General features: G+C 69.9%; 13 protein-coding genes. 7 read left to right on the forward strand and 6 right to left on the reverse strand.

Annotation, left to right across the window (positions count from 1 at the left end; genetic code table 11):
* Positions 1-85: 85 nt before the first annotated feature.
* Positions 86-637, forward strand: a complete 552-nt coding sequence (locus ACSP97_RS22790) for a DUF4245 domain-containing protein (protein WP_364733269.1) — start codon at positions 86-88, stop codon at positions 635-637.
* A gap of 168 nt (positions 638-805) precedes the next feature.
* Here ACSP97_RS22790 and ACSP97_RS22795 read toward each other — a convergent pair whose 3' ends face one another.
* The 3 genes from ACSP97_RS22795 to xseA all read right to left on the reverse strand — a co-directional run bounded on the left by ACSP97_RS22795 (position 806) and on the right by xseA (position 2,958).
* Positions 806-1,396 carry a malonic semialdehyde reductase gene (locus ACSP97_RS22795; protein WP_355145905.1) on the reverse strand — a complete coding sequence of 197 codons (591 nt, stop codon included), beginning with the start codon at positions 1,394-1,396 and terminating at the stop codon, positions 806-808.
* Between the two features lie 132 nt (positions 1,397-1,528).
* Positions 1,529-1,753: an exodeoxyribonuclease VII small subunit gene (locus ACSP97_RS22800; RefSeq protein ID WP_355145907.1), complete on the reverse strand. Its 225-nt coding sequence runs from the start codon at positions 1,751-1,753 to the stop codon at positions 1,529-1,531.
* Positions 1,750-2,958, reverse strand: coding sequence for an exodeoxyribonuclease VII large subunit (xseA, locus tag ACSP97_RS22805; protein WP_355145909.1), 1,209 nt, complete (start codon positions 2,956-2,958; stop codon positions 1,750-1,752). Before xseA ends, ACSP97_RS22800 begins: the two co-directional genes overlap by 4 nt.
* Before the next feature lie 100 nt (positions 2,959-3,058).
* Between xseA and ACSP97_RS22810 the strand changes: the two genes are divergently transcribed.
* Both ACSP97_RS22810 and ppgK read left to right on the forward strand, forming a co-directional pair.
* A complete protein-coding gene (locus ACSP97_RS22810; protein WP_355145911.1) occupies positions 3,059-4,066 on the forward strand; it encodes a 4-hydroxy-3-methylbut-2-enyl diphosphate reductase in 1,008 nt (335 codons plus the stop codon).
* A 49-nt stretch (positions 4,067-4,115) separates the two neighbouring features.
* Complete coding sequence (gene ppgK, locus ACSP97_RS22815) at positions 4,116-4,865, forward strand: polyphosphate--glucose phosphotransferase (protein ID WP_358295398.1); 750 nt, start codon at positions 4,116-4,118, stop codon at positions 4,863-4,865.
* Positions 4,866-4,879: 14 nt separating this feature from the next.
* Here the strand turns inward: ppgK and ACSP97_RS22820 are convergent, their stop codons facing one another.
* On the reverse strand, positions 4,880-5,419 hold the full coding sequence (locus ACSP97_RS22820; protein WP_358270696.1) for a DUF6542 domain-containing protein: 540 nt from the start codon (positions 5,417-5,419) through the stop codon (positions 4,880-4,882).
* A gap of 189 nt (positions 5,420-5,608) precedes the next feature.
* On the opposite strand from ACSP97_RS22820, the gene ychF reads away from it, so the two are divergent.
* The 3 genes from ychF to ACSP97_RS22835 all read left to right on the forward strand — a co-directional run bounded on the left by ychF (position 5,609) and on the right by ACSP97_RS22835 (position 7,658).
* Positions 5,609-6,697, forward strand: a complete 1,089-nt coding sequence (gene ychF, locus ACSP97_RS22825) for a redox-regulated ATPase YchF (protein ID WP_355145917.1) — start codon at positions 5,609-5,611, stop codon at positions 6,695-6,697.
* A gap of 281 nt (positions 6,698-6,978) precedes the next feature.
* Positions 6,979-7,263, forward strand: a complete 285-nt coding sequence (locus ACSP97_RS22830) for a hypothetical protein (protein ID WP_028438980.1) — start codon at positions 6,979-6,981, stop codon at positions 7,261-7,263.
* Complete coding sequence (locus ACSP97_RS22835) at positions 7,245-7,658, forward strand: DNA-binding protein (RefSeq protein WP_440554016.1); 414 nt, start codon at positions 7,245-7,247, stop codon at positions 7,656-7,658. The genes ACSP97_RS22830 and ACSP97_RS22835 overlap by 19 nt, the downstream gene beginning before the upstream one ends.
* A gap of 16 nt (positions 7,659-7,674) precedes the next feature.
* Here the strand turns inward: ACSP97_RS22835 and ACSP97_RS22840 are convergent, their stop codons facing one another.
* Positions 7,675-9,066 carry a hypothetical protein gene (locus ACSP97_RS22840; RefSeq protein ID WP_440554018.1) on the reverse strand — a complete coding sequence of 464 codons (1,392 nt, stop codon included), beginning with the start codon at positions 9,064-9,066 and terminating at the stop codon, positions 7,675-7,677.
* Positions 9,067-9,205: 139 nt separating this feature from the next.
* Positions 9,206-10,954, reverse strand: coding sequence for a DUF6119 family protein (locus tag ACSP97_RS22845; protein ID WP_440554020.1), 1,749 nt, complete (start codon positions 10,952-10,954; stop codon positions 9,206-9,208).
* 351 nt (positions 10,955-11,305) lie between these two features.
* Here ACSP97_RS22845 and ACSP97_RS22850 point away from each other — a divergent pair, with 351 nt between their 5' ends.
* Positions 11,306-13,471, forward strand: coding sequence for a hypothetical protein (locus ACSP97_RS22850; protein WP_440554022.1), 2,166 nt, complete (start codon positions 11,306-11,308; stop codon positions 13,469-13,471).
* The last annotated feature ends 5 nt before the right edge of the window (positions 13,472-13,476 follow it).

A 13,476-nucleotide genomic window follows, 5' to 3' on the forward strand; every position in this document is an offset into this window, starting at 1 on the left:
TTGGCCATGACTCTATCGTTAGGCTGACAAAATGAGCAGGGGACCCCACGTTTGAGCGCTTGGGGCACCTGCGACGATAGGGGGCGTGGCAGGTTCGAAAGGCAAGCAGAAGACGGCCCGGGACATGATCCTCTCCCTGGCCCTGATCGGCATCGCGGCGGCGGTCGTCTACTTCCTCGCCATCCCGCACGACAATCACGCTCCCGACCTCAAGCGGGTCGACTACCGGGTCGAGCTGCTCACGGCCCGCAGGGCGGCGAGCTATCCGGTGGCGGCACCCGAGGGCCTGTCCGACGCCTGGAAGGCCACCTCCGTCAGCTACGACGGCGCGAACGGCGACTACTGGCACCTGGGCTTCCAGACCCCTGATGCCCAGTATGTCCAGATCGAGCAGTCCACGCAGAAGCGGGACGCCTTCATCGACCAGGCCAGCCAGGGCGCGAAGGCCACCCGGCGGTCCGAGCACATCGACGGCCGCACCTGGACCCGCTACTCCGGCGGCCGCTACGAGGCCCTCGTCCTTCAGGACACGCCCGGCTCCACCACCGTGGTCGCGGGCACCGGGTCCTTCGACGACCTCACGAAGATGGTGTCGGCGCTGAAGCTGGCGAAGACGCCGGCGCCGTCCGCGTCGTAGCTTCCGGACCGTCCCGGACCGGAAGCCGGGCGCCGGCGGACCGGTCCGGACCGGGAGCCCGGAGCCGGCCGGCCCGGGCCCGAAAGCCGAAAGCCGCCGCACCGGACCCCGCACCGAAAAGAAGGCCCCCGGCGTCGCCGGGGGCCTCTTCCTGTCGCCGGGGGCGGCTCAGACGGTCGTGACGACGTCCTCGTACGCCAGGCGCGGGGAGCGCGGGTAGGAGGCGTCCGGGCCCGGCTTGCCGATGTTGACGATCATCAGCGGGGTGTGGTCGTCGTCCAGGAACTCCTTGCGCACGCCCTCGAAGTCGAACCCGGTCATCGGGCCGGCGGCGAGACCCGCGGCGCGCACGCCCACGATGAAGTAGGCGGCCTGGAGGGCGGCGTTCATCGCGGCGGAGCGCTCACGCACCGGGCGCTCGGCGAAGAAGGCGTCCTTGGCCGCGGGGAACGCCGGGAACAGGGCCGGCAGCTCCTCGTGGAACTCGTTGTCCGCGGCGAGGATCGCGACCAGCGGGGCGGTCGCGGTCTTGGGCCGGTTGCCCTCGGCCATGTGCGGCAGCAGACGCTCGCGGGCCTCGGGGGAGCGGACCAGGGTGATGCGCAGCGGGGTCTGGTTGAAGGCGGTGGGGCCGTACTTGACCAGGTCGTAGATCGCCCGGACCTGCTCCTCGCTCACCGGCTCGTCGGTGAAGGTGTTCGCGGTGCGGGCCTCGCGGAACAGCAGATCCTGGGCGGCGGGGTCAAGGACGAGAGACATGCGTGCCTTCCTCGGGGGTGCGTACGGTCCGCTCCCGGACCGGCTGACGGCACGACCCTACGCCACACGAGGTTTAACATTCAACAAATATGGTGGCGGGGTGATCGTCCTCACAGTCACCCCGCTCGCGGGCTACTCGCCCTCCCCCTCGCCCTCCTCCTCGGCGAGCGCCGCGTCCAGGCGGGCCCGTGCCCCCTCCAGCCAGCGCCGGCACACCTTGGCCAGCTCCTCCCCGCGCTCCCACAGCGCCAGCGACTCCTCCAGCGAGCTGCCGCCCGCCTCCAGCCGCCGTACGACCTCGATCAGTTCGTCCCGCGCCTGCTCGTACGAGAGCGCTTCCTCGGTCCGGTCCGTCATTCGCCCACCTTCACCTTGAACTCACCGTCGGCGACACGCGCGCGCAGCGCCTCGCCCGGGGACACCTCCCGCGGATCGCGCACCGCATGCCCGTCGGCCCGCTGGAGCACCGCGTAGCCGCGTTTCAGCGTGGCCGCGGGGGAGAGGGCCACCACGCGCGCGTGTGTGTGCGCCAGCTCCGAGTCCGCGCGGTCCAGCAGATGGCCCAGGGTGCGCCGGCCGCGCTCGGCCAGCGAGGCCACGTGGTCGGCACGCTCGTCGACCATCCGGTGCGGGTCCTCCATCACGGGCCGGGCCAACGCGTGCGCCAGGCCGCGCTCCTCGCGGTCCAGCAGCGCGTGCGCGCAACGCCGGGCACGGTCCCGCAGCATCCGCACCCGCGCCAGCTCCTCACCCACGTCCGGTACGACCTTCTTCGCCGCGTCGGTCGGAGTGGAGGCGCGCAGATCGGCGACCAGATCGAGGAGCGGGGTGTCCGGTTCGTGCCCGATCGCGGACACCACGGGCGTACGGCACCCCGCCACCGCCCGCACCAGCTGCTCGTCGGAGAACGGCAGCAGGTCCTCCACGCTGCCCCCGCCGCGGGCGACGATGATCACGTCCACGTCCTCGATCGCGTCCAGCTCCCGCACCGCCTGCACCACCTGAGGCACCGCGTGCACCCCCTGGACGGGGACATTGCGCACCTCGAAGCGGACGGCGGGCCAGCGGTGCCGGGCGTTCTCCAGCACGTCCCGCTCCGCGGCGGAGGCCCGGCCGCAGACCAGGCCGATCAGCTGGGGCAGGAACGGCAGCCGCTTCTTGCGCTCCGGCGCGAACAGCCCCTCGGCCGCGAGCGTCTTCTTCAGCTGCTCCAGGCGGGCCAGCAGCTCGCCGACGCCCACGGGCCGTATCTCCGCCGCGCGCAGCGACAGCTGGCCGCGCGGCGCGTACCACTCGGGCTTGGCGAGCACCAGGACCCGGGCGCCCTCGCCGACCACGTCGGCCACCGCGTCGAACACCTGCCGGTAGCAGGTCACGCTGACCGAGATGTCGTACGACGGGTCGCGCAGCGTCAGGAACACGACGCCCGCGCCGGGCCGCCGCGACAACTGCGTGATCTGCCCCTCGACCCACACCGCGCCCAGCCGGTCGATCCACCCCCCGATCAGCCGGGAGACCTCGCCGACCGGCAACGGCGCCTCGGGGGTCGTCTTCAAAGCCATGCGCCCGAGAGTAACGGCCGGCACCGACAGAGCCGCCGGGCCGCGGCCCGGCGGGGCCGCGGCGACCCCGGCGCCGCCGTACGACCCCTACGATGGGACCATGACCGCTTCGCCTGGCCGCCGTGTCCTGCTCGCCGCCCCCCGGGGCTACTGCGCCGGCGTGGACCGCGCCGTGATCGCCGTCGAGAAGGCCCTGGAACAGTACGGTGCCCCGATCTACGTGCGACACGAGATCGTCCACAACAAGTACGTCGTACAGACCCTGGAGAAGAAGGGCGCCGTCTTCGTCGAGCGGACGGAGGAGGTGCCCCCCGGCAACATCGTCATGTTCTCCGCCCACGGCGTCGCCCCCGTCGTGCACGAGGAGGCCAGGCAGGGCCGCCTCGCCACCATCGACGCCACCTGCCCCCTGGTCACCAAGGTCCACAAGGAGGCCGTCCGGTACGCCAAGGAGGACTACGACATCCTCCTGATCGGGCACGAGGGCCACGAGGAGGTCATCGGCACCTCCGGCGAGGCCCCCGAGCACATCCAGCTGGTCGACGGCCCCGAGGACGTCGCCAAGGTCGAGGTCCGCGACCCCGAGCGGGTCGTCTGGCTGTCCCAGACCACCCTCTCCGTGGACGAGACCATGGAGACCGTCGACGCCCTGAAGACCAAGTTCCCCGGCCTCGTCTCCCCGCCCAGCGACGACATCTGCTACGCCACGCAGAACCGGCAGCTGGCCGTGAAGCAGATGGGCGCCGAGGCCGAACTGGTCATCGTCGTCGGCTCGCGCAACTCCTCCAACTCCAAGCGGCTGGTCGAGGTCGCCAAGCTCGCCGGCGCCCGCGACGCCCACCTGGTGGACTTCGCCGACGAGATCGACGAGTCCTGGCTGGACGGCGTGACCACCGTCGGCGTCACCTCCGGCGCCTCCGTCCCGGACGTGCTGGTCGAGCAGGTCCTGGAATGGCTCGCCGAGCGCGGCTACGCGGACGTGGAGATCGTCAAGGCCGCCGAGGAGTCCATCACCTTCTCGCTGCCCAAGGAGCTCCGCCGCGACCTGCGCGACGAGGCGGCCGCCCTGGTCGCCGAGCGCGGCGGTTCGGGCGCCGCCGAGGAGTGAGCGCGGCCTCCGGGACGTGACCGTCGGTGGCCCGTCGTAACGTGGTGCCATGGAGATCTTCGGCGTGGACATCGGCGGATCGGGCATCAAGGGCGCCCCTGTCGACCTGGACAGGGGCGATCTCGCCCAGGAGCGCTGCAAGGTGCTCACCCCGCACCCGGCGACGCCCGACGGCGTGGCCGACGGGGTGAAGCAGGTGATCGACCACTTCGGCTGGACCGGCCCCGTCGGGCTGACCTTCCCCGGCGTGGTCACCGGCGGCGCCACGGTCCGTACGGCCGCCAATGTCGACAAGAGCTGGATCGACACCGACGCGCGCGCCCTGTTCGGCGGCAGACTCGGCGGCCTCCCGGTGACCGTGGTCAACGACGCGGACGCGGCGGGCGTCGCCGAGATGCAGTTCGGCGCCGGCCGCGGCCGCGCGGGCACCGTGGTCCTGCTCACCTTCGGCACCGGAATCGGCAGCGCCGTCTTCGTGGACGGCGTCCTGGTCCCCAACACCGAGCTGGGCCACCTTGAGCTGGGCGGTCACGACGCCGAGAAGAAGGCGTCCAGCAAGGCCAAGGAGGACCACGGGCTGAGCTGGGAGCAGTGGGCGCGCCGCGTGCAGAAGTACCTCGCGCACGTGGAGATGCTGTTCTCGCCGGAACTGTTCATCATCGGCGGCGGCGTCAGCCGCAAGGCGGACAAGTTCCTGCCGCACATCAAGGGCGTCAAGGCCGAGATCGTCCCCGCGCAGCTCCAGAACAACGCGGGGATCGTGGGCGCCGCGATGAGAGCGGCGCAGCAGCGGCCGTAGCCGGACGCGGCGGCTCAGCAGCGCTTCCTGCGCCGCCGCACCCACTGCACCCGGCGGACGAGCACGATCACCCCGGCGATCAGCGTCCCCCCGTACAGCCAGCCGGCCTGGGTGGCCAGCCCGGTCGCCAGGCCCATCAGCCGGCCGAGCAGCCCCTCGCGCCCGTCGGCGACCACCAGCAGCCCGGCCGCGAACGCGATGGGCACGGCCACGGGCGCGGTCAGCACGTCCCCGGCCCGCACCCACAGCGCGGTCAGCACGCACACCGGCAGGAACAGCACGCCGTACACCGGCAGCGAGCCGTCGAGCAGCAGCTGGTCCAGGCAGCCCAGCAAGAACATCACCGCCACGCAGAACAGCCCTCCGCCGAGCCCGGTGAGCCGGGGGTTCGGCAGCCGCCGGCCCGGCGTCACCGGCCGGGCCTGGCGTGGCTGCCCGGCGCCGCGCCCCGCCTCCGGTGCGCCCGGGCGGCGCCGGGCCTGCGGCGGCAGCTGGGCGCGGGGCGCGGGGCGCCGCCGTCCGTCGTTCGGGGGTCGCGTTCTGTGCTGCTCCATTGGACCAACTTAGGTCTGTTTATGTGCCCAGTCGCTCCCCAGACACGCCGATCGGCCTACGTTGGCCGGACCGGCGACGCTCCGGGGAGGTCGTCGCGCGGAACGCCGTAGACTGGTGGATCGGCCAGTGTCCTCCTAGGGCCTGGCAGCCCCCAGCTCCTGGCCCTCTCATCCACGGGAAGTCGCAACGTGTCGCTCACGATCGGAATCGTCGGCCTGCCCAATGTCGGCAAGTCGACCCTGTTCAACGCCCTGACCAAGAACGACGTGCTGGCGGCCAACTACCCGTTCGCCACGATCGAGCCCAACGTCGGCGTCGTCGGCGTCCCCGACGGCCGCCTCGCCCAGCTGGCCTCGATCTTCAGCTCGGAGCGCATTCTTCCGGCCACGGTCGACTTCGTGGACATCGCCGGCATCGTGCGCGGCGCCTCCGAGGGCGAGGGCCTGGGCAACAAGTTCCTCGCGAACATCCGCGAGTCGGACGCCATCTGCCAGGTGATCCGCGCCTTCAAGGACGAGAACGTCGTCCATGTCGACGGCAAGGTCTCGCCCAAGGACGACATCGAGACGATCAACACCGAGCTGATCCTCGCCGACCTCCAGACCATCGAGAAGGTCCTGCCCCGGCTCCAGAAGGAGTCCCGGATCAAGAAGGACGTCGCGCCGAAGGTCAAGGCGGTCGAGGAGGCCAAGGAGATCCTGGAGAAGGGCGACACGCTCTTCGCGCACGGCATCGTCCAGGGCACCGAGCGGGCCGAGCTGCTGCACGACCTGCACCTGCTCACCACCAAGCCGTTCCTCTACGTGTTCAACGTGGACGAGGACGAGCTGACGGACGAGGACTTCAAGAACGAGCAGCGCGCCCTGGTCGCCCCGGCCGAGGCGATCTTCCTCAACGCCAAGCTGGAGGCGGACCTCGCCGAGCTGGACGAGGACGAGGCGCTCGAACTCCTCCAGTCCGTCGGCCAGGAGGAGCCGGGCCTCGCTACCCTGGCCCGCGTCGGCTTCAACACCCTCGGCCTCCAGACCTACCTCACGGCCGGCCCCAAGGAATCCCGCGCCTGGACCATCAAGAAGGGCGCCACCGCCCCCGAGGCCGCCGGTGTGATCCACACCGACTTCCAGAAGGGCTTCATCAAGGCCGAGGTCATCTCCTTCGACGACCTGGTGTCCGCCGGCTCCGTCGCGGAGGCCCGCGCGAAGGGCAAGGCGCGCATGGAGGGCAAGGACTATGTGATGCAGGACGGGGATGTGGTGGAGTTCAGGTTCAATGTGTAGCGGGTGACATATCACCACGTCGCTGATCTGGCAAACGTGCAGGTCAGAGAGGGTCCGACTCTTCGGGGTCGGGCCCTTTGTTTTTTCCCGTGCTGGGATGGTGCTGGGATAGCTGACCCCTCGTCACCTGTCATCGCCCCTGCTCATCCCTACCGTGCTGGGATCGTGCTGGGATGGGATGGGGGTGCCCGTGCTGGGATTTGCGTGAGCGGGGCGCTGACCGAGCTGTGAAGGTAGTGCAGACGTGGCGCTTTTCCTACTCGTTTGACACAATCGGGGGTATGGCTGAGGCGACGTACAGCATCGGGGAAGGGCCAGCGACGCGGGTGAGCTTGTCGCTGCCGGAGGGGACCGCGGAGGCGATCCGGGCTCGCGTGGGCAAGCGGGAGTTCTCCGCGTTCATCGCCGAGGCGGTCGAGCGTGAGCTGCGCGGGCAGGTCCTGGACGAGTACCTGGCGGACTACGAGAGCCGCAAGGGGCCGGTGTCCGAGCCGGCTCGTCAGCGGGCGCGGCAGGTCTTCGACGAGGTGTTCGCCGAGGAGGCCGAGTGGCCCGCCGCCGGCTGAGTCACGAGGGGACGCTGGTCCTCGACAGTGAGGGACTCTCGAAGCTGCTCGCTGACGAAGAACAGGTGGTGGCTCTGATCGCCGAGGCGCGCTCGCGTGGCATGGAGGTCGTGATCAGTGCGCTCACCATCATCGAGGCCGTCCACGCCCGTACGAACAAGTCACGCCTGAACTGGGTGCTTTCCGGGCTGCGGGTCGTCCCGGTCCGTGACGAGGAGGCGAGGGCTGCCTCGAAGTTGCTGATGAATGCCGGATTGCACGGACACAAGTACGCGATCGATGCGGCCGTCGCCGAGGCCGCGCTGCGACAGCACCGCCCCGTGGTCATGCTGACTTCCGATATTGACGACATGGCCAAGCTGTGCGGCGAGCGGGTCCGGCTCGTGGCGGTGTGATTTCCCTTTGTCCGGCTCAGTAGGAGCGGGGTCCGTAGGGGCTCCAGTGACCGAGGAAGGGCTTGAGGTCGTCGCCGCTGAGTTTCGGCGGCGTGGGCAGTTTCGGCGCTGAGACCGATCCGGTGAGGTTTTGGAGGTGCGCGTCCGCGAACGCGAGCCACGCCTCGACCTCGGTCCGCTCCTGCCCGGGCGGAAGTGATGTGGCATGGACGCCTACTGCTGCGACGTATTCAGTCAGGCGCCTGGCCTGGTACCAGGTGTCCGCCTGTTCTCCGAGGTGTTTGACGCGGTAGGCGTGGGCGTAGGCGGCGTGCGCTTCCTGCATGGCGGCTTCCCAGCGCTTTTGCTGTAGCTCTCTGGCTTGCTGGTCTGCAAGGCGTTTGCGTTCTGCGGCCTCGCCGCGGAGTCCGACCTCCTGCACGATCTCGGCGAGTTGTTCTTCCAGAGGCCGGTCGGGGAGATCTGCCCATTCGCTTGCACGGTGCGGGCTGCCGCCGCGGAGTATGAAGCGTAGGCGGCTGGAGGGGGTGTAGTCGAAGCGGGGGATGCGCATCCATGAGTGCTTCTTGGCGTCGGCGAGTTCCTTGTCTGTGGGGACGTGTTCGTTGCGGTCCTGTTCTTGGAGGACGAGGAATCCGACACTTTCGCCGTGGGCGGTGATGGAGAAGTGCGGTGGTGCCTTGCGGCGCCGATGGGGCGGGGGCGCGCCTTGTGTGGTTCCGAGCGATGCCTTGTGGCCTTGGGCTGTGGTGGCGGCGATGAGGGTTTGGATGATGCGCAGGGCTCGGCCCTGGAGGGGTTTGGTCAGGCCCATGGGCTGCGGTTGCTTTTGGAGGGCGGCCACGACGGCATGGGGTTTGGTGAGTCTGGCCGGCACAGGGAGCGGGGTGAGTTCCGCGAGGCGCCAGGCAGGGATGTCGACCAGCTTGATCTCGTAGCCGCGGTGGGTGCGGTCTCCGTGGATTTCCTGCGTGTGGGGGATCTTGCCGGACTTGCGGGCGGCGTTGACCCGTGACGCCCAATTCACCGCGTGCGGGCCGGATTCGATGGGCTTGATGAGACAGCCGTCGTTCGCAACGGCCAGTTCATCGAGTAGCTGGTCCGCGTAGTTCGCAAGGGCCTTCGGCACGGCTCGGGGGCGCGGCGGTGCCGCTTTTCGGGCGGGGCGCTCCGGCGGTCGGGTGCTCTGCTCCACGGGGCGGATGCCGCGTTCGATGAGATGCTGCCGCCCCTTCTCGGTGAGGTGGGCGCTCCAATGCCCGCGGCGTTTGGTGACTTTGATGAGACCTCGGTTCTGCAGGGCTTGTCCGCTGGTCTTGTACGTGCTGTCTGGCCAGACTCCGTCGGGACACCCCTGGCCCACCCAGCCGAGCACGGCCTGCTGCCGCTTGTTGAGGGCCTGTTCCATGTAGCCTCCCGCCGTTCCCTGAATGCCCTGCACCCGGAGACGATGCCCGCTGCCCTTGCGGGAATTCTGGGCTGCTGAAAGGACTCCTCGTTCGGATGAGAGATATAGAGGGCGTGTTTACGGCGAGAGTCCCGGGCGGCTACGCAGCCTCGTCGCGCATGGCGGACTGGGCCGACTCGCTTTCGACGCCGATGACTTCAACGGTCACGCCGCGAGCGGCGAGGGCCTTCGCGGTCTGGGCCAGGGTGATGGCGGAGAACGGGAAGAGGGAGTCCGGCGTGAGCTTGGCTCCGTCCTTCAGAAGGATCGCGAAGACGACGTGGCGCGGGGTGAAGTCCTCGGGGATGCTGCGGGCCGGATCGCTGTTGACGTGTACGGACCGGGCGAACTCCGCGCGTACGGCCGCGTTCTCGAAGAGGAGCTCAACGGAGACGCGCGCCTGGCTGAACAGGTGACTCAGCGGGCTTGAGGAGTGCGCGGGCTTCACGAGGACAAGAGTGTCGTCCTCGGTGAACAGGTCGCAGATCTCGACGGAGTTGCTTGCCCGAAAGGGGTTGTGGACATTCTTCTTGTCCAGGCAGACCCAGCCGCGACGGGCCTGGGCGGCCAGCTTGTTGTAGTCGCCTTCGTCTACGGGACGCATCACGCGCATACCCTTCTTGTTGAGCTTCTCGACGAGCGGCCAGCGGGGGAGATCGACGGAGGGCGTGTCGGGGAACAAGGGAGCCACGGTCTCGTTGACGTTGCGCAGGTAGCCCGCCCCGAGCTCGTACCACTCACCGTCGAGCAGACAGAACGTGCGGGAGCCGAGGGAGAAAGTGGCCTCGATCCACTTCATGGCGGTTTCCTTGGACAGGGCTTCCAGGGAGGCGGTGCGCGGGGCGAGCGCGGTCCGTGCGGAGAGCGTGTCACGAAACAGTTCGACGGTGCCCTGCCGGAGCGCCGTGACGCGGGCGCCTGCCTTGATCACACGGGCCCGCTCCAGGACGTAGTCGAGACTGAACTCGTCCCGGAGGTGGGGCGGGCAGGACCCGATCTTGATGGTGCAGGCGGTGGACCGGGGCAGGTCGGTGCTCTGGGAGAAGGGGACGGCGGTCATGATCCGGCCGTCTGCGGGACGGCCGAGTGTGGCGTCCAGTTCCGCGTCGAGCGCGTCGATGAGGGAAGGGTCCTTGACCGCGGTGATGTGCTCGACGAAGGCCAGGTCGGGGTGGGGAGCGACGTGCTCGCAGATCGCGGCGATGGCGCGGATGTCCTTGACCAGTGTGGCGGGGGTGGTGCCGAGTTTGATACGGAGACCGATGCCGCCCTCCGCGGTCATGGCCCCGTTCCTAGTGCCGCTCCCTGCGGTGAGGTCGACTTCGTCGAGGTAGCCGCCGAGGTGGCGGATGATCCGCCCGTGGTCCCGGAGTCCGAGTGCCGGTACGGAGGCGCCGGCAGGGATCAGGGAACTGTCGATGCGCGCCTGGCCGAGGACGCTGGCGGTGAAGTCCCGCACCTGACGCGGGTTGATGGCGCGGATGCCGAAGGACAGACCGAAGTGCGCGTCCTTGAGCTGGGCGGGGAGAAGCCGGTAGCCCTGGTCGAAGCCGATCGCGTACACCACGTCGTCGACGGCGAGCACGAGCAGTGCGCCGGTGCGCTGCTCGCTCTGCAGCAGGTCCGATTCGCCGGCGAGCCGGAGGACATCCTTGCCCCAGGCGGCTTCCTCCTTCGCTACGGCGAAGGACACCGCGAGGGCGGGAACTCCCATGTGATCGCTGACGTCGCGCACGACCGCGTCCAGGGTGTCGAGGGCGTCGACGTCGAGGGCTTCGAGCATCGACTCAGGGGTCGCCTCGACGTGGGTCAGGCGGTACAGGGTGCGCTTCGACGCGGTGCTGGACACAGAGGTCTCCTGGGGCGAGGTTGCGGTGCGGTTCGGTAACACGAGCGGCCTTACGGGGCGGGTGGTGTCGAGGCGGACACGGGTGAGTGCCCGGCAAGGGAGCAGAGGTGCGGCGATGAGGACGCCGGTGCGGTCGGACTCGTATGGGGTTGGCGTCCCGGCGGGTGGTGCCGGGGTGATGGTGACGAAGGTGCCAGAAGATTGGAGGTGAAATTGTTCGAGAACCTGATAACCCTGGTTATCGACCGTTGGCGAAGGTGAGAGCTCGACCGGCTGTAGCGTGTGAGGTGCCCTGGGAGAACGTTCTCGACCGAGAGCACCAGGCAGTCGTCACGAAGGGAGCGGAACCGCATGGCTGGCACACGTGAAGCAACCGCTCCCATCCTGCCCGAGGAGATCTCCTGGCGGATTAGTTACGCCGAAATCGGGACCTTGGCCCAGGTCCAACGTCCCGTCGTCACCACCTGGGCCCGTCGGCACGCGGATTTCCCCGCGCCCGTCGCGTACGAGGGAGCCAGCCCGCTCTTCGACGGCCGTGAAGTCGCCGAATGGCTTCTGTCCACCGGCCGCGGCAATGCCGACGCCGGCCAGATCCGGGCGGAGCTGGTGCTGCACACCCTGTCTGCCTGGCGGCGCGCGATCCCCGCCCGCACCCTGGTCGACACGGTGACGGCGCTGCTCTGCCTGCGCCAGCTACTCGACGAACCCCTTGCCGACCTGCCCTGGCAGGCGATCCTGGAGCGTGCCGCAGAGACCGACTTCGACGACACCTTCCTCCAAAGAGAGCTGCGCGACCTGCCGGACGCCGACCGGCAGGGCCCCCTGCTCGCCGTGCTCGCCGACCAGCTCACCGAGGCCGCCTACACCCCGGCCGAAGCGCTCGAACGGGTCATGGATGCACGCCGCCGCCTGGGTTGCGACGACCTCGTCGCCGATGAACCGATTCCGCTGGTGAGCCGCACGATGGCCTGCCTGACCGGCCTCGCGCGACTGAACGAGCGCGAGAAAGGAGCGACGGCCGCCGTCCTGCACCCCCGGAGCGGCGACCTGCTGGTCGCCCTGCACGAATCCGTGTCCGACGCCGAGGACTCACCTTTCTTCCTCTCCGCGGACCCGATGCCGGACCTGGCCCGGCTCGCCCGCCGCCGCCTCATGGCACAGGGGGTCCAGGAATTCGAGATGGACCTTGCCGACGGCGAGGAACTGGCCACGGAAGACTGGGGAAACCCGCACGTCATCGCCTGCTGCCTGCCCTATGAGGCGGCCGAGACCCGCAGCCCGCTCGCCGTCCTGCAGAGCCTGCAGGACCTCACCGACCTCCTCGCCGAGGACCGCACGGCCGTCGTCCTGGGACCCGCCGACGCGCTCGTCCGGCCCCTGCCCGCCCGCGGGGAAGCGGACCGTCTGCGCCGGGAATTCCTGGAACAGCACCTCCTCAAGGCCGCGATCAGCCTCCCCGAAGGCGTACTCCGCTTCCGCCCGGCCCACCGCACCGCGATCTGGCTCCTGCACCGCACCCCCGAAGACAAGCGCACCGGCCAGATCCTCCTCGCCGACCTCTCCTCACGCTCCCTCACCCCGCAGACCCTGGACGCGCTGGCCGAGGACATCGACATCTTCCGCGACGCCGGCTGGCGGGCAGACAGCCGCCACGAACCGCGCAACGCCGCCGTCGTCCGGGCCACCACGCTGACCGGCGCACCCGGTGCCGCGTTCACCCCACAGCACCGCCCGCACGCCGACCGCTACACCCGCACCGTCGTCGAACGCCCGGCCCGCATCTCCGAGACCGAACTCCGCCTCCAGCAGCTGATCGACGCCACCCGCAGCGCCCTCGACCACGCGCCCACGATCCGCGCCAACGCCGTCCTGCGCCCCGACGACCAGCCGGCCCGTCGCACCACCGTGGCCCGCCTGCTCAAGGACCGCCGCCTGCGCCGACTGCCCGGCCACCGCATCGCCGCCGAACACCTCCTCACCGGCGGCGCGGGCCACTACACGGTCCTCACCCCGGCCGAGATCACCGGCAGCGCGCCGGTCGGCAGCCACCGCATCGACCGCGCCGTACTCCACACCACCTACGAGCACGCCTACTTCACCGAACCCGGCGACATCGTCGTCACCGCCACCCCGAGCTTCGGCGCGTACGTCGACGACGAGGGCCTGTCGGTGGTGGCCTTCCCCGCCCGCGTCCTGCGCGCACGGTCCGACGCCGAGCATCCCGTAAGGCCCCGCGCCCTGGCGGCGCTCCTGCGCTCGGCGGCCACCGAACACCGGCGGGTGAGCGGCGCGGTCCGCCCCGCCCGCCGCATAGAAGACCTCCTCATCCCCGACCTCCCCAGCGACGAGGCCGAGCGCTACGACGCGCTCCTGGCCGACATCGCCCGCCGAACAGCCCTGCTGCGCCAGCACGCGGCGGCCCTCGACGACCTGACCACCCTGACCGCCGCCGGCCTCGTCGACGGCACGCTGACTCTCACCGAACCCCCTCTCGTCCGACCCTTGTCCGACTCGTGAAGGAG

Source organism: Streptomyces sp. SCPE 10, assembly GCF_051980735.1.
In the GTDB taxonomy this organism is placed as follows: domain Bacteria; phylum Actinomycetota; class Actinomycetes; order Streptomycetales; family Streptomycetaceae; genus Streptomyces; species Streptomyces misionensis.

Excerpts from the sequence above, each read along its gene's own strand:
- ACSP97_RS22795 (WP_355145905.1), bottom strand. The coding sequence starts at position 1,396 with ATGTCTCTCGTCCTTGACCCCGCCGCCCAGGATCTGCTGTTCCGCGAG.
- ACSP97_RS22800 (WP_355145907.1), bottom strand. The coding sequence starts at position 1,753 with ATGACGGACCGGACCGAGGAAGCGCTCTCGTACGAGCAGGCGCGGGAC.
- xseA (WP_355145909.1), bottom strand. The coding sequence starts at position 2,958 with ATGGCTTTGAAGACGACCCCCGAGGCGCCGTTGCCGGTCGGCGAGGTC.
- ACSP97_RS22810 (WP_355145911.1), top strand. The coding sequence starts at position 3,059 with ATGACCGCTTCGCCTGGCCGCCGTGTCCTGCTCGCCGCCCCCCGGGGC.
- ppgK (WP_358295398.1), top strand. The coding sequence starts at position 4,116 with ATGGAGATCTTCGGCGTGGACATCGGCGGATCGGGCATCAAGGGCGCC.
- ACSP97_RS22820 (WP_358270696.1), bottom strand. The coding sequence starts at position 5,419 with ATGGAGCAGCACAGAACGCGACCCCCGAACGACGGACGGCGGCGCCCC.
- ACSP97_RS22830 (WP_028438980.1), top strand. The coding sequence starts at position 6,979 with ATGGCTGAGGCGACGTACAGCATCGGGGAAGGGCCAGCGACGCGGGTG.
- ACSP97_RS22840 (WP_440554018.1), bottom strand. The coding sequence starts at position 9,066 with ATGGAACAGGCCCTCAACAAGCGGCAGCAGGCCGTGCTCGGCTGGGTG.
- ACSP97_RS22850 (WP_440554022.1), top strand. The coding sequence starts at position 11,306 with ATGGCTGGCACACGTGAAGCAACCGCTCCCATCCTGCCCGAGGAGATC.